This is a genomic window from Microcoleus sp. Aus8_D2, assembly GCF_036702665.1.
In the GTDB taxonomy this organism is placed as follows: domain Bacteria; phylum Cyanobacteriota; class Cyanobacteriia; order Cyanobacteriales; family Microcoleaceae; genus Microcoleus.
On sequence record NZ_JAUBUN010000001.1, the window covers coordinates 1 to 19,302 of the forward strand.

21 protein-coding genes are annotated in these 19,302 nt (G+C 46.6%); 9 read left to right on the forward strand and 12 right to left on the reverse strand.

What is annotated here, in order from left to right; all coding sequences use genetic code 11:
* Positions 1-108: 108 nt before the first annotated feature.
* Entirely contained in the window at positions 109-735 is a 627-nt protein-coding gene (locus QUB64_RS00005; RefSeq protein WP_333270624.1) for a hypothetical protein, read from the reverse strand.
* Positions 736-1,050: 315 nt separating this feature from the next.
* On the opposite strand from QUB64_RS00005, the gene QUB64_RS00010 reads away from it, so the two are divergent.
* Positions 1,051-1,263: a chlorophyll a/b-binding protein gene (locus QUB64_RS00010; RefSeq protein ID WP_293247335.1), complete on the forward strand. Its 213-nt coding sequence runs from the start codon at positions 1,051-1,053 to the stop codon at positions 1,261-1,263.
* 138 nt (positions 1,264-1,401) lie between these two features.
* Entirely contained in the window at positions 1,402-1,941 is a 540-nt protein-coding gene (psbP, locus tag QUB64_RS00015) for a photosystem II reaction center PsbP (protein ID WP_333270629.1), read from the forward strand.
* Between the two features lie 221 nt (positions 1,942-2,162).
* Here the strand turns inward: psbP and QUB64_RS00020 are convergent, their stop codons facing one another.
* Positions 2,163-2,300, reverse strand: coding sequence for a hypothetical protein (locus QUB64_RS00020; protein WP_333270949.1), 138 nt, complete (start codon positions 2,298-2,300; stop codon positions 2,163-2,165).
* Between QUB64_RS00020 and QUB64_RS00025 the strand changes: the two genes are divergently transcribed.
* Together QUB64_RS00025 and QUB64_RS00030 are read left to right on the forward strand one after the other, a co-directional pair.
* Positions 2,251-2,880 (forward strand): nucleoside triphosphate pyrophosphatase, encoded by a 630-nt coding sequence (locus QUB64_RS00025; RefSeq protein ID WP_333270928.1) that lies wholly within the window; start codon positions 2,251-2,253, stop codon positions 2,878-2,880. The genes QUB64_RS00020 and QUB64_RS00025 overlap by 50 nt on opposite strands.
* 439 nt (positions 2,881-3,319) lie before the next feature.
* Entirely contained in the window at positions 3,320-3,949 is a 630-nt protein-coding gene (locus QUB64_RS00030) for a hypothetical protein (RefSeq protein ID WP_333270632.1), read from the forward strand.
* Positions 3,950-4,172: 223 nt separating this feature from the next.
* Here QUB64_RS00030 and QUB64_RS00035 read toward each other — a convergent pair whose 3' ends face one another.
* From QUB64_RS00035 to QUB64_RS00060, 6 genes are all read right to left on the reverse strand, one after another.
* Positions 4,173-4,841, reverse strand: a complete 669-nt coding sequence (locus QUB64_RS00035) for a hypothetical protein (RefSeq protein ID WP_333270635.1) — start codon at positions 4,839-4,841, stop codon at positions 4,173-4,175.
* A 106-nt stretch (positions 4,842-4,947) separates the two neighbouring features.
* Positions 4,948-7,323: a leucine-rich repeat domain-containing protein gene (locus tag QUB64_RS00040; protein WP_333270638.1), complete on the reverse strand. Its 2,376-nt coding sequence runs from the start codon at positions 7,321-7,323 to the stop codon at positions 4,948-4,950.
* A 423-nt stretch (positions 7,324-7,746) separates the two neighbouring features.
* The gene (locus tag QUB64_RS00045; protein WP_333270640.1) at positions 7,747-7,878 is read right to left on the reverse strand and encodes a hypothetical protein; all 132 of its coding nucleotides are present in this window, start codon (positions 7,876-7,878) and stop codon (positions 7,747-7,749) included.
* Between the two features lie 308 nt (positions 7,879-8,186).
* Complete coding sequence (locus QUB64_RS00050; protein WP_333270642.1) at positions 8,187-8,546, reverse strand: DUF5615 family PIN-like protein; 360 nt, start codon at positions 8,544-8,546, stop codon at positions 8,187-8,189.
* Between the two features lie 3 nt (positions 8,547-8,549).
* Positions 8,550-8,888 carry a DUF433 domain-containing protein gene (locus QUB64_RS00055; RefSeq protein ID WP_333270644.1) on the reverse strand — a complete coding sequence of 113 codons (339 nt, stop codon included), beginning with the start codon at positions 8,886-8,888 and terminating at the stop codon, positions 8,550-8,552.
* A 433-nt stretch (positions 8,889-9,321) separates the two neighbouring features.
* Positions 9,322-10,239, reverse strand: coding sequence for a calcium-binding protein (locus tag QUB64_RS00060; RefSeq protein WP_333270647.1), 918 nt, complete (start codon positions 10,237-10,239; stop codon positions 9,322-9,324).
* A gap of 299 nt (positions 10,240-10,538) precedes the next feature.
* Between QUB64_RS00060 and eno the strand changes: the two genes are divergently transcribed.
* Complete coding sequence (gene eno, locus QUB64_RS00065; RefSeq protein ID WP_442921614.1) at positions 10,539-11,819, forward strand: phosphopyruvate hydratase; 1,281 nt, start codon at positions 10,539-10,541, stop codon at positions 11,817-11,819.
* A gap of 17 nt (positions 11,820-11,836) precedes the next feature.
* Positions 11,837-11,959 (forward strand): hypothetical protein, encoded by a 123-nt coding sequence (locus tag QUB64_RS00070; RefSeq protein WP_333270650.1) that lies wholly within the window; start codon positions 11,837-11,839, stop codon positions 11,957-11,959.
* 21 nt (positions 11,960-11,980) lie between these two features.
* Here the strand turns inward: QUB64_RS00070 and QUB64_RS00075 are convergent, their stop codons facing one another.
* Complete coding sequence (locus tag QUB64_RS00075) at positions 11,981-12,217, reverse strand: hypothetical protein (RefSeq protein WP_333343226.1); 237 nt, start codon at positions 12,215-12,217, stop codon at positions 11,981-11,983.
* A complete protein-coding gene (gene argC / locus QUB64_RS00080) occupies positions 12,218-13,276 on the reverse strand; it encodes an N-acetyl-gamma-glutamyl-phosphate reductase (RefSeq protein WP_333270656.1) in 1,059 nt (352 codons plus the stop codon).
* Between the two features lie 442 nt (positions 13,277-13,718).
* Here argC and QUB64_RS00085 point away from each other — a divergent pair, with 442 nt between their 5' ends.
* The gene (locus QUB64_RS00085) at positions 13,719-14,735 is read left to right on the forward strand and encodes a sulfate/molybdate ABC transporter ATP-binding protein (RefSeq protein WP_333270658.1); all 1,017 of its coding nucleotides are present in this window, start codon (positions 13,719-13,721) and stop codon (positions 14,733-14,735) included.
* Positions 14,736-14,939: 204 nt separating this feature from the next.
* Here the strand turns inward: QUB64_RS00085 and QUB64_RS00090 are convergent, their stop codons facing one another.
* Both QUB64_RS00090 and hisF read right to left on the reverse strand, forming a co-directional pair.
* Complete coding sequence (locus QUB64_RS00090; RefSeq protein WP_333270661.1) at positions 14,940-15,281, reverse strand: low temperature-induced protein; 342 nt, start codon at positions 15,279-15,281, stop codon at positions 14,940-14,942.
* Positions 15,282-15,803: 522 nt separating this feature from the next.
* The gene (hisF, locus tag QUB64_RS00095; protein WP_333270664.1) at positions 15,804-16,574 is read right to left on the reverse strand and encodes an imidazole glycerol phosphate synthase subunit HisF; all 771 of its coding nucleotides are present in this window, start codon (positions 16,572-16,574) and stop codon (positions 15,804-15,806) included.
* Positions 16,575-17,206: 632 nt separating this feature from the next.
* Here hisF and QUB64_RS00100 point away from each other — a divergent pair.
* Positions 17,207-18,193, forward strand: coding sequence for an adenylate/guanylate cyclase domain-containing protein (locus QUB64_RS00100; RefSeq protein WP_333270667.1), 987 nt, complete (start codon positions 17,207-17,209; stop codon positions 18,191-18,193).
* Between the two features lie 301 nt (positions 18,194-18,494).
* Positions 18,495-18,929 carry a photosystem II complex extrinsic protein PsbU gene (psbU, locus tag QUB64_RS00105; RefSeq protein ID WP_333270669.1) on the forward strand — a complete coding sequence of 145 codons (435 nt, stop codon included), beginning with the start codon at positions 18,495-18,497 and terminating at the stop codon, positions 18,927-18,929.
* The last annotated feature ends 373 nt before the right edge of the window (positions 18,930-19,302 follow it).

Genomic DNA, 19,302 nt, shown 5'->3' on the forward strand with positions numbered 1-19,302 from the left:
CCCTATGCCCTATGCCCTATGCCCTATGCCCTATGCCCTATGCCCTATGCCCTATGCCCTATGCCCTATGCCCTATGACCAATGACCAATGACCAATGACGGCAGGACTTACTTACCAGCCAGCCAAATCGGATAACCAGAAGAATCATCCGCTTTCAACTTTTGCGCCTGATAACTCTTGCTAGTCCAATTAGCTACTGTTTGCAGACTTTCGGCCAAAAAACTTTCGCTCCCAAACGCTTCAAATCCTAAAGTCCACGACGCATTACCGTTAACATTTAACTGAGTAATTTCTACAATGCAGCCTTGGGGAATCGGTGCTTCGACAGGTACAGACATGAGCACGCCCGGGGCAGAAACTTGGTAAAGACGCTGGGCGCGCTTTTTTTTCACCTTCACCCACTTTCCAGTAGCCATCATATCCGCCGGTAGCGGCGCCATCGTGTCGGCACATATCCACTTCAGCCATTTCTCGGCTTTACCTTCCCAGCGGTTGCCGAACTGCATGACCCCCAATTCTGCCTGCCGCCACTTTACCTGTAAATTTTTCCCGCGCAGTTTTACTCCCAAGTAGTCGCAACTAGGTATCAGCAAATATAAATCTTCTCGTTCTTCCGGCGGCGACAGATACCCGCCCAGACTCTCGCTTCCAAACCATTGCCCGATCGGCTTTGGCAGCGTACCGCTATAAAACCACCGCATTTCCAGACTGGCCCGCATAAATTTTTCCTCCATTCTTCCACTATTTTCGTCAAACCCAGACTGGGATTTGCCACACCATCGATTTTTGCACCTGTCAACTATATCCTCCCCCCTCCGGGAGCGTGAGTCTACTGCCTACAGTCATACCATTTGAAATTTGAAATTTGAGATTTTAGGTTGGGAATTACTTATTCTATAAGGGTTTCGAGCTTGTCAGCCCGTTGGATTTGTGGGGAAAACTGGTATCTGAGTCGCGGCTTTGAAAAAAAAAACTCATAATCCTTTACATCTCTTCATAAGTCTGTTACATTAGTTTACATTACACCAAAAACAACTTAGGACACTGACATGGCTGACAGAGGCTTACTACTCGACAACGACGGTAAAATGAACAATTTTGCGATCGAGCCCAAAGTATACATTGACGATGAAGCCCGCACAGGCTTTACACCCTACGCAGAACGCTTGAACGGCCGCCTTGCCATGATTGGTTTTGTTTCTCTCTTGGCTTTAGAAGTTTCTACCAAGCACGGACTGATTAGCTGGCTAACTCACCTGTAATAACTTTGTTGAAAATTAAACTGTACGGCTATGGCTTGCCAGCAATACACAATTGGCGATCCATAGCTTAACTATTTTTGCAAGGTTTGATGAGACAATTTAAATTAAATATTTTAGTGTTACCGTACTTGTAAAATAATGCTCAAACGAATTGCAGCAATACTTCTGGTGGTTTTCTCTCTCAGCTTGACCGGTTGTGTCTCTACAGCTACCGGACTCAAAAGCTACGTTGATACTGGCGACGGCTATCAATTTCTTTATCCTAACGGCTGGCTGCCGATCGCAGTTTCTGACGGGCCCGATGTGGTGTTCCGCGATTTAATTCAGCAAACCGAGAATGTCAGCGTGGTCATCAGTCCAGTTGTGGGGAACAAAACTCTCGCAGATTTGGGCACGCCGACGGATGTGGGATACAAGCTTAGCAAAAGTGCAATCGCTCCGGCTGATTCGGGCCGCGAAGCTGAATTAGTCAATGCAGGATCTCGCGAATCGCGATCGAAAAACTATTACATTTTAGAATACGCCGTCAAACTCCCAAACCAACAACGGCACAACTTAGCCAGCGTAGCTGTCAGCCGCGGCAAACTATTTACCCTGAACGTTTCCACTACCGAAGAACGTTGGCCGAAAGTCAAAGAAGCTTTTGAGAAAGTCGTCAAATCTTTCTCTGTTTATTAAGGACTAATTGGGGAATTGGGAATCGGGAATCGGGCATCGGGAATTGGGCATCGGGAATTGGGCATCGGGCATCGGGCATCGGGCATCGGTAATAGAAAATTCACAAGATTAACCCCGCTGAATTAAATTTTCAGCTTGCAAAAACTCTCACCCGCCGATGTGGAATATAAGATATGAGAAAGAAACAGATTTGATATTACCAATCACCAATTACCAATTCCTCATTCCCAATGCCCAATGCCCCATGCCCCATGCCCAATGCCCCATTCCCAATTAATAAAAAATGCTATGAAAACACCAACTTTTGTATTGGCATCAGCTTCCCCAGCGCGCAGCAGCCTGCTAAAAAGTGCTGGCATTCAAGCCGTAATTTGCCCCAGCGACTTTGATGAAGGGCAAATAAAAATGAGGGATGCTACTAAATTAGTGCAGGTTTTAGCAGAGGGAAAAGCTGACGCTGTAGCTAGTTCTTTGCGGGCTAATTCTCACCCGCAAATCCCCAATCCTAAATCGTGTTTGGTGTTGGGATGCGATTCAATTTTGGTCATTGATGGTGAAATTCACGGCAAACCCAAGGATGCCCAAGAAGCAATCTCGCGCTGGCAGAAAATGCGCGGTAAAGTTGGCGAACTTTATACGGGTCATGCTTTAATTGATACTAGATTCGATAACTTTGATGAGGCAATGGAGCGATCGCTCATTCGCTGTCAAGTTACAAAAGTTTATTTTGCGGAAGTTACCTCGCGTCAAATAGCTGCTTATGTCGCTACGGGAGAACCTCTCGCCTGTGCTGGCTGTTTTGCGCTCGAAGGTAAAGGCGGCTTTTTTGTGGAAAAAATCGAAGGCTGTCATACCAATGTGATTGGTTTGAGTTTGCCTTTGCTGCGGCAAATGCTCGGTGAAATGGGATATGATGTGGCGGATTTCTGGCAATATTAAACGGAACTTACCCCCTGCCGGGGTAGTTACGCAGTATAAATCCTCTGCTGTATAGAACCCATTTGAGATCTATTCTGCGTAAATCTCAGAAACCGGGTCGATCTCGGTATTTCTCGTCATCCAACCCAAAAACTCAAAGATGCCAAATGGGTTCTATAGGGGTTCTTACAAAAGTGAGGATAGTCCTATGCCCAATGCCCGGTTTGGCCAATGCCCTATGCCCGGTTTGGCCTATGCCCGGTTTGGCCTATGCCCGTCAAGTACCTCATCTTTCTGAGAAAGGCTATATATACGATAGAAGCATTTATTAGTCAAAAATAAGTAGTCATGTATGGTTGGCGATCGCCCAAAAATGTATTAAAATATTTCTTCTTTTATGTTAGCGGCTAATTTTAGCCTAATCTGATTCTGATAGCCTATTGAATCGAAGACACCAACGATGAAAAAATTAATACCCTTACTACTGAGTGCTGTATTACTCAGTAACACTGTTGCTTGTCAGAAGTCAAGCGAGCCGATCGGCAAAACTTCTGCTCCCGCTAACCAAAGCAGCCCTAAGTCCAGTAAGCTGACAAATCAGCAGGCCGTCCCTGCTGGAACCACTTTTGATACCATTCTCCAACAAGATTTGTCCACGGGTAAAAACCGCAACAACGATCGTTTTACTCTGCGAGTCAAAGGAGGCAATAAAACTCTTAAAGATGCCGTGATTCAGGGACATCTGGAAGATGTCGTCAAAGCAGCTAAAGGCAAAAAAGCGAGTTTGCATCTAGTTTTTGATGACATTCAATTCGCAGATGGCTCAGCCGATCCCATTGATGTTACTTTAGTGAATACTCAGGTAGAAACAAAAACCAAAGGCAAGTTTGTTCAGAATGCTGGCATTATTTTAGCTGGAGCAGCGGGCGGTCATTTCCTCGGTAATAAAGCGAAATTCAAGCATGGTACTTTAGCTGGGGGTGCAGCAGCAGCGGCTTATGTCTTGTCTAGTCCTGGTGGTGAAGTTGTCCTTAAAAAAGGAACCAATGTTAAGCTGAAACTTAAAAAGCCTCTCGATACGAGTCCATAAAAACCCAGTTTCTGACCACCCGTAATCTAAGAAACCAGGTTTTTTTGAGTTGCTGCGCTGTCACCAATAATTCTCGCAAAAACCCGGTTTCTGCCCCTCGCGACCATCTAAGAAACCGGGTTTTTTTCAGTTTCGGCGCTGTCACCAACAATTCTCGTAAAAACCCGGTTTCTGGCCACCCGCGTGTCATCTACAATACAAGAGCGCTAAAATCTTAAATAATTTACTTTCCCGATGGCATCAGGCTTTCAACACCGGCTTTTTCGGCTAAATCAGTCACATTATTGGTAAAATCAGTCATATTTGCGATCGGACTAGCAATACTCCCGGCGATCGCCAAAATAACACCCAATTTTTTACCAATCAGTTTCAGATTCCGCTGGTCTGCGGGTTTGTTTAGTTGTGCTTCCACGTTGCTAATTTCCATCAACACTTCTTCGCGTTCGTATTCGGGAAATTGGGCGGCGGTTTGACGCATCGATGAGATTAATTTTAGAAGTTCCGCCGTATTGGCATTATTATTTTGCACGGATTGATTGCCACTAACTTGAGCGCTGTTCGACGAACCGCCGATATTGCCGGAGAAGTTAGCACCTTGAAAAGCATTTTGAAAGTTGTTGGTTTCGGCAGAATCTTCAGTATTTTGGGGGTTCATGTTTAAGTTTAAGTTGTAAATAGTTTTTTGAGATTTGGGACGATCTCTAGCATAATCAACAGGATCGGGTCGATCGATTCCAGAAAATTTATCTTGGGAATAGTCTGGGAAATCCTCAATTAATCCCCGCACATTGACCATTTTATAACTTTTTTGGCACTGGATATCATATTGTCGATCGCGGTAGAACTGCTGAAGAACATTGAACGGATAGGCATGGGGTGACTTCCCGTGCATTTTAAACAATTGCAGGGGATGAATTCTTGGTATTTTAGGCGGTTATCGTAACTGCGATGAATCCTCCTCAAGAGTTCGTCGCGGATTTTATCTAATAGGGTTTTTTCTAGGTTCCAGATACGCGGATGCAGATTTCCTTTTTGTGGTAGTTCTCGATGACTTCAGCTTTGGCGCAGCCGTCAGTGAGGACAACGCCCTCGCGCCAGACAATATCCTCAATCAAGTCGTGCATCTGCACAATCAGGCTGGTGATGATGCCTTTGGGCATAAACGTATACTCATAGCGCACTATCAGGTTATCGGTGTCGTCCCAGGGGTAGTCTGGCTTTTCGACGGGGAGGCGTTGTGGGGCGATGTAGTGTCCCGGACGGGATTTCGTAGCGCAGAGTTTGAAGTTTTTCATTAGCTGGAGTAGCTCGTCGTGGAGGTTGTCGTATTCCTCCTCACTCCAGATTTCGCTGAGGTTTTCGTCGGTGAAGTATCCGCAGTTGGCGATGACTTGTTCGTTGTCGGTGACTTTGTAGACGGCGTTAGTTGCCCATTCGGGACGCAGGATGACCCAGTTGAGGAGGATAGATTTTTTGTTGTCAGAATTCTTTTGGAAGTGGAGGATAATGCCGAGGTCGTGCAGGTACTTGCTCAGACTCAGCATGGCGGGTTTGTCGGACTTGTCGAAACCTTGCTGGGCGCAGATGTCGTAGAACTCAGAGACTTCGATGTAGTTTGTACGTTTGTGGGCGTAGTTTTCCAGGACATGGCGGACACTAGCCCAGCGCTTGGGGATGCCAATGCCGACGTGCTTGAGTTGGGTGATGTTGTTTACCAGGTAGCGTTGCAGTTCATCGAGTCCGCGATTGTCGGCGAGGTTGGTGTTGAGTGATTCTTTTAAGTTGGCAAAGTCGCCGCGCAGTTGGGAGACGTTGATTTCGCAGCGAATGTCGTGTTTTTCGTTGTGGACGAGGAGGACGGGACTGGCGTTGCTGAGAAGTTCGATGACGTTCAGCCAGTAGCAGAGGTTGGGGTTTTCGCGGCGGTTATCGACGAGGAGGATGTAGAAGGAACGTTCGGTAAGGAAGAATTGGTGGGTGGCGTGGTAGATTTCCTGTCCGCCGAAGTCCCAGATGTGGACGCGGAAGCTTTTGCCGTTGTGTGGGAATTCCCAGCGCAGCACGTCGATGCCTTCGGTGGAGGGTTCTCGTTTTCGGAGTTCGTAGTCGGGGTTGAGGAGTTTTTTCGCGAGGGTGGTTTTTCCGGCTTCGCCTTCGCCGACGATGAGCAGTTTGGCTTCGTAGAGTTCTTCGGTGTCGTCGGGGTTGCGGGTTTGGAAGTAGAAGTCGAGGATGGTACGCAAATCGCCTGCTTCGTAGAATTGTCTGCCTTGGAGGATGGACGGAGGAATCGGGAGTGGATTTCCCGGAAAGTGAAGTTGTCCCAGCTCTTCCATGCCACGAATCGCCTCTGGGATGGAGGTAATCTGATTGTTATGGAGTAAAATCACTGTCAGATTTGAGATTTGCCCGATCACGTCTGGGATGGAGGTAATCTGATTGTCACCGAGGTTAAGCCATGTCAGATTGGACAATTGGGCGAGATCCTCTGGGATGACGGTAATCTGATTGTCACCGAGGGAAAGCTCTGTCAGATTCGACAGTTGCCCGAGATCCTCTGGGATTACCGTAATCTGATTGCTATCAAGGAAAAGCTGTGTCAGATTGGACAGTTGGGCGAGATCCTCTGGGATTACCGTAATCTGATTGTCACGGAGGAGAAGCGATGTGAGATTCGACAGTTGGGCGATCACCTCTGGAATTACCGTAATCTGATTACCACCGAGGTGAAGCAGTAACAGATTCGACAGTTGGGCGATCACCTCTGGGATTACCGTAATCTGATTACCACCGAGGTGAAGCAGTGTCAGATTCGACAGTTGGGCGAGATCCTCTGGGATGCAGGTAATCTGATTGCTACTGAGGTCAAGCCATGTCAGATTCGACAGTTGGGCGAGATCCTCTGGGATGCAGGTAATCTGATTGCTACTGAGGGAAAGCTCTGACAGATTCGACAGTTGCCCGAGATCTTCTGGGATGACGGTAATCTGATTGCTATTGAGGTCAAGCCGTGTCAGATTCGACAATTGCCCGATCGCATCTGGGATGACACTAATGTGATTGTCACTTAGGTTAAGTTCTCTAAGATTCGACAATTGCCCGATCGCATCTGGGATGACGGTAATCTGATTGTCAGCAATCAAAAGTCTTTTTAAGTTAGTTAATTGAAGAACAACATCAGGAAACTCAGTTAACTTATTCCCAATCGATTTTCCTTTCTTCTCATCGAACTTCCCCAACACCAAAGTCTCAAGCTGCGTGCACTTGCCAATCTCCGGCGGCAATTCCTCCAACTCCAACCCCGCCAAATCCAATTCTGTGGATCCCTCTTCTGCGGCTTTGTCGATTAACTGCAACAACTCTTGGAGCGTCATATCGTTTGTCGATGGTAGTCTTCATTTGATTGTGACAGGATTTTTTGCTGGGTGGGCGGGGATTAGGAATCAGAATACAACAGTGCCCAAGGTGTATCAACTTAAGCTTTCATCCACCGAGTTTTCTTGCCTACCCGACAGTCCGCCAGGGAATTAATTCCCTGTCTAATAGCGAAAGTCGTCTGAAGACGACTCATGAGTTGTTCAGTCGTCTTTAGACGACTTTAGCTCCATCGGCGGGGGTTTCAACCCCTGCCGGACTGCTTAAGCTGTCATCCACCGAGTTTTCTCGCCTACCCGAAAGTCCGCCAGGGAATTTATTCCCTGTCTCATAGCGAAAGTCGTCTGAAGACGACTCATGAGTTGTTCAGTCGTCTAAAGACGACTTTCGCTCCATCGGCAGGGGTTGAAACCCCTGCCGGACTACTGGACTGTTGGTTGTACCCGATCGTTGACACCAAGGATCGTTGCCGTGTCCAACAGGGCGATCGCATCACAACCCGTAGAAACCGCGTTTTTTCCCATGTCTTTGGCTGTGACCAATAATTCTCGCAAAAACCCGGTTTATCGCCTCCGGCGCGTCATCTAAGAAACCGAGGTTTTATGGGTTTCTGGGCACCCGCGCGTCAGTCCTGCTTATGTTAATGGGAGATGGACGATCTGATCGTGGTATTCATCATCGAATGAACCAAAAGAAACCGGGTTTTTTTCCATGTCTAGGGCTGTGACCAAATATTCTCGCAAAAACCCGGTTTCTGGCCACCCGCGCGTTATCTAAGAAACCGGGTTTTTTCGGGTTTCTACGACTTTGACGAATATTTTCGTAAAAACCCGGTTTCTTGCCACCCGTGCATTAGTCCTGTTTATGTTAATGGGAGATGGACGATCTGATCCTGGTATTCATCATCGAATGAACCATCAGCAATCAAAATTAATTCCTCAATATTTTGCCCAATACTTAAATCTGAGTTCACAACGAAAATCCCTGGAATATGTCTGCCTTCAGCCATATTATCTGCCAGATGGACAGGCATTGACTTGCGGTTGTTCGTCACTAAAATAAAACTATTATCCTCACACCAAATCAAAATATCCGGATCCGTACTTTTCGGAGGTGTACCAATGTCGCCCACTGACCAAACTACTAAATCCGGGCGTTTCCGGCGAAGCTGTGTCGCATAAATTGGCGTAATATTCTCATCCATCAAATATTTAAGCGCCATTTCTCAAGCACCCTGGTTCGCAGTTTGCCTTGCTCGTTCTGCCTTCAATTTTCGCAATCTTTCCGCAGCAGGATGGGGATTTGCTGCTTGCATTTTTCGCTGCTGATGCGACCACTCTAACCAATCTTGTATATATTGACTTACTGAGTCTTTGTTCAGCAAATAATACAAAATAGTTGTGTAAACTTCTGCTAAAGTTAGAGATGGATAGAGTTGCTGGATTTCTTCGGCGGTGCGTTCCCGATACAAATACTCATACAGCACCGTCTCAATCCCGATGCGATGTCCTTTAATGCGAATATCATCCGCTGCTAAGAAATCAAAATACTGATTCAGTTCCATATCTAAAATCCCTTTTTTAGCTATCTACTATTTTACTATTCCGTTTGACGATCAACAATAATGCGATCGATTTCTTCGCGGTGGCGATCGTAATAAGGCCAAGCATTCTCTAAATCGAAACCCGACAAACCCGGATAATTGTGAAGTAACTCAGCCTCTCAATGACTTGAATTAAGGAGTCAACTAACTGAATGTTCATCGCTGATAATTTACGGAATGTAGAATAGTGCGATCGCCCAAACTATCATATCAAATTTCCCCAACACCAACGTCTAAGAAAGTATTCTCGCAAAAACCCGGTTTCTGGCCACCCGTGCGTAATCTAAGAAACCGGGTTTTTTCGGGTTTCTACGACTGTAGCGAACATTCTGACAAAAACCCGGTTTCTGGCCTACGCATCAAAACCAAAGAAACCGGATTTTTTGCACAAATCCTATCCGAGGGCGATCGCCCCATCCACTACAGATGTAAACTGAAGTTGAGAAGGCGACACATCTTTCACCAAACCCAAAATATTGCCGGTACTAGCTTCCCGAATCACCGTCGCCTTAGTATCCAGATATCTAAACTCAAGAGTTATTATCGATCCCGGAGGAATAGGCCCGCTACTGTCGTAATCTCTGGCATCACCAATTGTTAAAAACTTTTCGGTCAAAACAATATCATTTCGCGTCAATCCTCCTGCCAATCCGATGGTATCTCCTTGTGCTGGATTGTAGTCGAGAATAAAATCGGCTGGCACTTGCTCTACCTTAGCAGGAAAAGTTCCAGCAGGACGCGGTTGATCCGAACCAAATTCCGCAGAAGTTGCTCCCGCTTCTCTGCGGAGGACAAATAAATCCGCGCCTTCTCCTCCCCAGAGTCTGTCAATTCCAGCGTCACCGATTAGAGTATCGTTGCCACTGTCTCCTACTAAAGCATCATTGCCTTGACCACCTCTAACAAAGTCATTTCCCGTGCCTCCATAGGCGACATCATTACCTTGATTGCCGCTGAGAATATCGTTGCCACATTCTCCGTACAGTATGTCAAAATCTTGACCGCCACGAATAGTATCATTGCCGCAACCTCCGATTAAAGTATCTGTGCCGCCATTCCCGTTCATCAGTTCTGCAGCACCTGAACCTCGGACAAAATCGTCGCCTGCTAAGGCCCGCAAACCTCCGGGAGTGTTGCGGAGAATTCCGTTGGCTAATTGAACTACATCGTTATTGGGAGTAAGGTCGAAAAAGTTGGGATCGCTGGGATTTGGCAAAGGCCCGGTGAGCAATTTGATGTTTGGTGGATCGGGAATAATTCGATCGGAGTTGTTAGCTAAGGCTTTAACTGTTCCGAGATTTGTTTCTAACATCTAAGTTTTCCCTGATTGACATGAAACTTTCTAGACAGTCTGATTTTAATAAATGTTCCAATTAACAAATGTGCGTGAATCTGCGGTTAAACAAATCAAATGACTGTCAAAATTTACCACAAATATTCAACAAGCACAGCTTATTGACACTTGGATGTCGCCCAAATCCGCAAATATTTTGAACTCTGTGTCAATAATTGTCGGGATCGCGTACTCTATTACCCGTCAGCAGTCAGTGTGGGAGAACCGACAGACTGCCAAATGTCATCAAACCTCGAGCAAAGTCAGGAATCGTTAATATGCAAGACACTGCGATCGAATCTATCAAAGCCAGAGAAATCCTCGACTCCCGCGGCCGCCCTACCATCGAAGCTGAAGTTTATCTAGCCAATGGTGTTGTCGGACTCGCCCAAGTCCCCAGCGGCGCCTCTACAGGCTCGTTTGAAGCCCACGAACTCCGCGACGATGACAAAAGCCGCTACGGTGGTAAGGGAGTTTTGAAAGCCGTTGCTAACGTCGAACACAAAATTGCTCCCGCTTTGGCTGGTTTGGATGCGATCGACCAACCGTTAATCGATCGAACCATGATTGACTTGGATGGTTCCCCCAACAAATCCCACCTCGGCGCCAACGCCATTCTCGGAGTCTCCCTAGCCACAGCAAAGGCTGCCGCCGATACTTTACAAATACCCCTGTATCGCTACTTGGGTGGCGCTTTAGCTAACGTTTTACCCGTGCCTTTGATGAACGTCATCAACGGTGGTTCCCACGCGGACAACAACGTAGACATTCAAGAGTTTATGATTGTACCTGTGGGAGCCCCTTCTTTTAAGGAAGCTTTGCGCTGGGGTGCAGAAGTATTTGCTAGTCTCGCTAAAGTCTTAAAAGACAAAAATTTGCTGACTGGTGTTGGCGATGAAGGCGGTTTTGCTCCTAATTTGGGTTCCAATCAGGAAGCTTTGGATTTGTTAATGATGGCAATTGAAAAAGCAGGTTACAAACCGGGCGAGCAAGTTGCTTTGGCTTTGGATGTTGCTGCTAGCGAATTTTACAAAGATGGGAAATACACTTATGATGGTGTGGCTCATTCTCCAGCAGAATTAATCGATTATTTGGATGGTTTGGTTGGACAATATCCGATCGTTTCCATTGAAGATGGTTTGCACGAAGACGATTGGGATAGTTGGGTGGCGCTAACTGAGAAAATGGGTAGCAAGGTTCAGTTAGTGGGTGACGATTTGTTTGTTACCAATCGCACGCGCTTGCAAAAAGGGATTGATTTGAAGGCTAGCAATTCGATTTTGATTAAGCTGAATCAAATTGGTTCTTTGACTGAGACTTTGGATACGATCGACTTAGGGAAGCGCAACAGCTATCGATCGGTAATCAGCCACCGTTCCGGTGAAACTGAAGATACTACAATTGCTGATTTAGCGGTAGCGACTCGCGCCGGTCAAATCAAGACTGGTTCTCTGTGCCGCAGCGAACGGGTTGCTAAGTATAACCGTTTATTGCGGATTGAGGACGAATTGGGCGATCGGGCAATTTATGCTGGAGCGATCGGTTACGGGCCGAAATAAAACTTCGGGAATTGGGAATGGGGCATTGGGAATTGGGCATCTTGCCCGCTCGCGAAGTCGAAGGGTGGGCATGGGGCATGGGGCATGGGGCATCGGGAATGGGGCATCGGGAATGGGTAATTGGTAATGCAAGGATTTAGAGCCGAATTTCACCCCTTAATTTAAATATCCAAGCAATGCCCAATGCCCCATGCCCAATGCCCCATGCCCCATGCCCCATGCCCACCCTTCGACTTCGCGAGCGGGCAAGATGCCCAATGCCCCATGCCCCATGCCCCATGCCCCATGCCCCATGCCCTATGCCCCATGCCCCATGCCCCAGGCCCCATGCCCCAGGCCCCATGCCCTATGCCCCATGCCCTATGCCCCATGCCCCATGCCCCATGCCCTATGCCCAATTAAGGATAGAAAGCCAATTGCGGCAAACCCAAAGTTTCTTCCCAACCCATCATCAAGTTCATGCACTGGATGCCTTGACCGGCTTGACCTTTAATTAAATTGTCGATCGCCGACATCACAATTACCCTATCAGTACGCGGATCGACTTCCACGCCGATATAACAAAGATTTGTGCCGCAAGCCCATTTAGATTGCGGATAAACCCCAGCCGGCAACACTTTTACCAAAGGAGAATTGCGGTAAAAAGCGCTAAAAATCGTGATTAAATCTTCCCGCACTAATCCCGGATCGCGCAAATTTGCGTAAACAGTTGCCAGAATTCCCCGCACCATCGGCATCAGGTGGGGAGTAAATTGGACTTTGATATCTTGTCCGGCTAAATCGCTGCAAACTTGCTCAATTTCTGGGGTGTGGCGGTGGCGCGCAACGCCGTAAGCCCCTATGGAATTGTCAGCTTCTGCCAACAACAGATTAACTTCGGCTTTGCGGCCCCCTCCCGAAGATCCTGATTTGGCGTCGATAATTGCTGTTTCTGGCACAATCAGACCTTGTTTGAGTAAAGGTGCCAGGGCTAATAAACTAGCCGTGACGTAGCAGCCCGCACAGCCTACTAATTGAGCGTTTTTAATGCGATCGCGATACAATTCTGGCAAACCGTAAACAGCCGTTGCAGCGACTTCAGAGTCCGATCGCTCGCCACCGTACCAAGCTTTGTAAGTGTCCAGATTTTCAAATCTGTAGTCAGCCGACAAATCCAAGACTTTGCAGCCTTTTTCAATCAGTGTCGGTGCCATTTGGCAAGCTAAACCGTTCGGCAGCGACAGAAACACAACTTCACATTTTGCCGCTATTTTATCTAGGTCGATCGCCTCGATAGTCAAGTCAATGCAGTTAGTCAGATGCGGATAAAGGCTGGAAAAAGGTTTTCCCGCACTGCTATCCCCGCCTACATACACTACTTCTGCCGCTGGGTGATCCGCCAGCAGCCGCACCAGTTGTACGCCGCCATAACCTGAAGCGCCAACTATGCCTACAGGCACAGGTCTAACATCTCCCATTTTCCTTTATCCCCTCAGCCTTTGAAGTCAAAAACGCTTGAACTTTTGCTGCATTGTAGTACCAAACGCCAACTTTGGTGGCAAATAATTGTGTTGTTTTGTTATTGAGGTGGATTTTTGTGAATTTTCCGGTGTTTGACTCCGCCCAAAAACTAATACAAAGTCCCGCAGGGCTGTGGTGGAGATGCCAAAATTTCCGACTCCTGTTCAATCTTCCAGATTCAATGCTGCAAGTCAATCTCAAATCTAAAATCTCCAATCTAAAAACGGATGTGCGATCGCCAAAACCCTAAAATTAAGCAACGGATGTGCGATCGTGCTCTAAAATCTTACATAAACCTATCCAGAAACCGGGGATTAACATTTTTCGCTCTTTCCTCGAACCTCAAAGCTCAACATCCATCCGTTAAATCCATTACACTCATCCGTTGCCGAACTTCCTATGGGAATAGTTGTAGAAGACGTATCAAAACAGTTTGGCAGTTTCCAAGCACTCGATCGAGTCAGCTTGAAAATTGAATCAGGTTCCCTAGTCGCACTGCTGGGCCCCTCTGGTTCCGGCAAATCTACGCTGCTGCGACTGATTGCAGGTTTAGAAATGCCCGACTCCGGCAAAATCTGGCTGACAGGCCAAGATGCCACCAATACTAGCGTCCAAGACCGGAATATTGGGTTTGTGTTCCAGCACTACGCGCTATTCAAGCACATGACAGTGCGAAAAAACATTGCTTTCGGCATGGAAATTCAGAAAAATGCACCAGCAAAAGTCAAATCCCGCGTAGAAGAATTGTTAAATTTAGTCCAATTGGGAGGATTGGGCGACAGATACCCGTCGCAACTTTCAGGAGGCCAGCGACAGCGGGTAGCCCTCGCCAGAGCCCTGGCTGTGGAACCAAAAGTGTTGCTGCTAGACGAACCTTTTGGAGCTCTCGATGCCAAAGTCCGCAAAGATTTGCGCGCTTGGTTGCGCCGACTCCACGACGAGGTACACGTTACCACAGTGTTTGTGACGCACGACCAAGAAGAAGCGATGGAAGTTGCCGATCGAATTACAGTAATGAATAAAGGTAAAATCGAACAAGTAGGCACACCCGCAGACATTTACGACCATCCAGCGAGTGCATTCGTCATGAGTTTTATCGGCCCAGTCAATGTATTGCCCAGCAGTTCGAGAATGTTTCAAGACAACGGATTTGACTCAGCCAACCCAGAGATTTTCTTGCGCCCTCACGACGTAGTAATTGAAACTACAGAAAATAGTGCAACAGTGCCTGCCAGAATCAGTCGCTTGATTCATTTGGGATGGGAAATCCAGGTAGAATTAACCTTAGATGACGGTCAAGTAGTCAACGCTAATTTGACCAGAGAAAAGTTTGACCAATTGCAGTTACAGCCGCAGCAAAGAGTGTTTGTCAAGCCGAAAGATGCCAAATCGTTTCCGCTTTTTTATTCTATCTGATATCATATCCGCTCGAACAACCACAATAAAATTGGTTTGTAGTGAGGACTTTAGTCCGCATCAATAATTTCTGCGGACTAAAGTCCTCACTACAAACCTTATGATATCGATTCTTCAAACTAGAGCTAAATTGCTCTCGAACACAAAAGCTAGAAGGACACGGCACTGCCGTGTCCCTACTTTTTTATGCTGATAGCTGCGCAATTAGTCTTTGATTTTGCTGACAGCCTTTTTGACTTGTTGCTCAAAGGATGTAGCCTTTGTATTGGAAGGATTTTTCATTTTATCAATGTCAGCATCTCCCTGAACTTCGTTGGGCCCTTTGCTGGCTTTTTCTTGAGTTTCTTCGAGAGACATGGGGTTTTTCAGGACAACTTCTTGAGCTTCTTTCTCAATCCCCAAAAGTTTATCTTCACCTTTGGTGGGGCTGCTGGTAATGGCAAAAGCTGGGAAAGCACTAGAAACAAACATCAAAGCACAAAAACAAACAGCTATTAAACTGCTAACTAAACGCTTGACAGGAAGGTTAAAGCTGATAAAAGACATACAAAAAATCTCCGTTTTTACTAATTTTCATCGCTGAGATTGTTAACAGGCTGACTTTCACTCAATTTCTGCACAATCTTTAACTCAAGTTTGAGAAAAGCAACATTGATTAGCAGTTGCTGTCTTTTAATTTGAGCTAATATATAATATTTAGCTGAAAAAGCTGGGTTCTGAAATCCTTCTCAGGGAATATTTTGGCTTTGTGCCTTCCGATAGATGAGTATAATACATCACGGGAACTCATAGGATTTTAGATTTTAGATTTTAGATTTTAGATTGGGAATGAGTGATTGTGTATGGGTTTTCAGCTTGTCTTTGGTTGTATGCTTTTCTTAAACTGTTATCTGAAGGTAAAATCAACAAAATTCTGCTGTTTAATGCACCTGGCATCAGGCACTATTTGTAATAACGATCGGGTTTGGGTGGGTTCTCTCGCCCACCCCACAAGAAAATGTAATTATCGTGGAACAGGCATCCTGCCTGTTGCTGGAAGATATCAGATGTTGACAACTGACAACGGAATTACTGCTGCCGCACGGGAACTTGACATTTTGCTAGATAAGTCTTAATTTCTCCGACGCTAAGTTGCCCGTAATGCAGCAGGGAAGCCAGCAAGGCTGCTTCTGCTTTGCCTTCCGTCACGGCTTCGTAGATGTGGTGACAGTTGCCGGCGCCACCGGAAGCAATCACGGGAATTTCTACAACTTCGGCGATGCTGCGGGTTAATGATAAGTCGTAACCGGCTTGAGTGCCGTCAGAGTCCATGCTTGTCACTAGAATTTCGCCGGCGCCGCGCTTTTCGGCTTCCTTGGCCCAGACGATCGCATCTTTTCCAGTATTTTCTCGCCCTCCGCGCACGTAGACATCCCAACCGGGATTATCGGCATCTTGGCGTTTGCGGGCATCTATAGCCAATACAATGCACTGATTGCCAAATCGATCGCTCGCTTTGTCAATCAAACTCGGATCGCGCACCGCCGCCGAATTAATGCTGACTTTATCAGCGCCCGCCCTCAACAAACTTTTAATGGTGTCCAAGGATTGAATACCGCCGCCCACAGTCAAAGGGATAAATACTCGATCGGCAGTCCGGTACACCACATCAATCATAATGTTCCGGTCTTCGTGCGTCGCCGTAATGTCCAGAAACACCAACTCATCAGCACCCGCATCATTGTATACCTGAGCCATTTCTACCGGATCGCCAGCATCCTTAAGGTTGACAAAATTGACACCCTTGACTACGCGGCCGGCTTTCACATCCAGACAAGGCAAAATTCTCTTCGATAACATAAAATTCTTGTGTTTCTAATTGATTGAGCGCCGCAGCGAGGAAAAGGCTTTGTCGATCTCTTCAAAAATCGGAAGTTAAGCAACAAATCTTAAAGATACCTTAGTGTTTAACAACACTCGGAGCACGAGAGCCATTTTCCAGTTTTTTCGGGGCCACAGAAGCATAAACTAAGTTATATTTTGGGCAAAAAGCAGCAAATTTAATTCCCCAGATACATCTGTGGCGTGAAAAATATGACACTTTCGCTTAAGATCGAACCATAACTACCGCAGCGCTGGCGATCGAATTGTGGTTGGGCAATCCTATAGGGGTTCGGTGCATCGAGGATCGACTAAACAATTTGAGATTTTAGAGCAGCCAATTTGAGATTTTTTACCGAAAAACTGGGTTGAAAGCCCAGTCATCAGCTTGACGGCTTTATGGTAGAATTTTTTTGAGAGGCAGGGCATTGTCTATTCGGCTAGGAAACGTAAGACGGGCGAAGTCTGCCGTTTCTGTTTGAATCCAGAATCCCCGCGCGTTTGCGCGCCCGGAGTATGTCAACAGCAATCTCAGTTATAAGCCGCGCAGTACAGTTAAAATTTAAAGTTGAAAACCTCAAATCGGTTGACTTGATGTTGTTTCTAGGGCTGTGGTGACTTTGCAAGCCAATCCACATTTGTTACTTCGTACAGAAAGCGGCAATCGCTACTTGCCGCTCTCCGGCAGCAATTGCTGGACAGTAGGGCGGAATGATGACAATAATTTTGTATTGACAGATCGCTGGATTTCCCGCAATCACGCGATGTTACAGCAAATGGAGACCGGAGAGTTTTACCTGATCGACTTGGGAAGCCGCAATGGTTCCTTTGTCAACGGGCGGCGGGTGAGTATTCCTGTGACGCTCAGAAATGGCGATCGGATTATTTTCGGTCAAACCGAGTTGGACTTCCATAACCCAACAGCAGGCCGCAGGCTCGATCGCATACACGACACAGACTCGGAAGATTTTACGGCGACTTTGACTGTACGCAGCCTGATCAGCGTCATGGTAATGGACATCCGAGACTTTACAGTGTTGACCAGACAGCTAGACGAAACCCTGCTTTCGGAAGTGATCGGGAATTGGTTCCGCAAAGCAGGACACATCATTCGCGAACACGGCAGTTGGGTGGACAAATACATCGGCGATGCGATTATGGCTGTCTGGTTCCACAAACCCGACGGCGTTAGCACTGAGGAAATGATGCAGATTTGCCAAGCTTTGAGCGAACTGCACAAGGCAACAGACGAACTCAGCAGCCGCTATCCCCTGCCTTTTCCTTTGCGAGTCGGGGCTGGAATCAATACCGGTTATGCAATGGTGGGAAATTCCGGCAGCAGCGATCGATCGGACTACACGGCCTTGGGAGATACTGTCAACGCAGCATTTCGCCTAGAGTCTTGCACCAAGCAACTCGGCAAGGATATCGCCGTAGGAGTAACTACCTACAAATACCTTACGGTATTGGGCGCCCAAGACGCTTTTGAGCAGCACACCGTTGCTTTGAAGGGTTACGACACTCCCAGCGTGACTTACGGCGGTACTTATGCTGACTTGAACGCTTTTCTGAAAACGAAAGGAAAGAGTTCTCGATAAGCTGTTCTGCTTTTAAATTGCATATTCGGCGCGGGCTCGCGTGCCCACCCCACTCATGGTGTGATTGATTCTTGACACACAATTTAAATGCGCAACAGCTTAGGTAGAAAATAGGGTGCGGAGCAAAAAGTAACCGATCGCCCCTACTTCTGCAAATAGCATATGTTGCCCGTAATGTCAATGCTTAGATGTAAATTTTGTTAACAGTCCTTTGCCTGCTGCGGATTTATCTGACAAACTGCATAAGCAAAATGGTAGTCTCTACATAAATGCTGTGTATGAAATTGGGAGACAAAACTTCATGAAACGATTGGGTCGTCTATTGGCAGTATTGGGCTTAGTGCTGGGCTGCTTTGCATGGGCTGGAGACATGAGCGCGATCGCGGCGAGCTTGAGCCGTATCGTCTTGCCATCATCCTCGCTCATAGCGGTTGAAGCTCCGGCTAGAACCAATCGCGCCGATGACAAGCTTGCCACAGAGTACGGCAAAAAACTTGATTTGAACAACAGCGCCGTCCGGGACTTTCGGGAATTTCGAGGGCTGTATCCCACTTTAGCTGGACAAATTATTAAGAATGCTCCTTACGAAAAAGTTGAGGACGTACTCAACATTTCAGGCTTGACCGAAGCTCAGAAAAAGGTGCTGCAAGCTAACATGGACAAATTTACCGTAACTGATGTCGAATCAGTCTTTATTGAAGGAGACACCCGGTTGAATAACGGTCTCTACGACTAGAGAGCAGCGGGTCTCTTTTGAAGTCATGAGTCATTAGTCATGAGTCATTAGTCATGAGTCATTAGTCATGAGTCATTAGTCATGAGTCATGAGTCATGAGTCATTAGTCATTAGTCATTAGTCAGAACTAATTTTTTGTTAATTCATGAATTATGGCTTATGGCTTATGGCTTATGGCTTATGGCTTATGGCTTATGGCTTATGGCTTATGGCTTATGGCTTATGGCTCCGGCTGATGAAGGCCGAATGCCTTGAAAAAGGATCGCACCCAAAGACGGATAGCATTAGTCATTAGTCATTAGTCATTAGTCATTAGTCAGAAATAATTTTTTGTTAATTCATGAATTATGCCTTCTGGCTTCTGGGTTCTGGG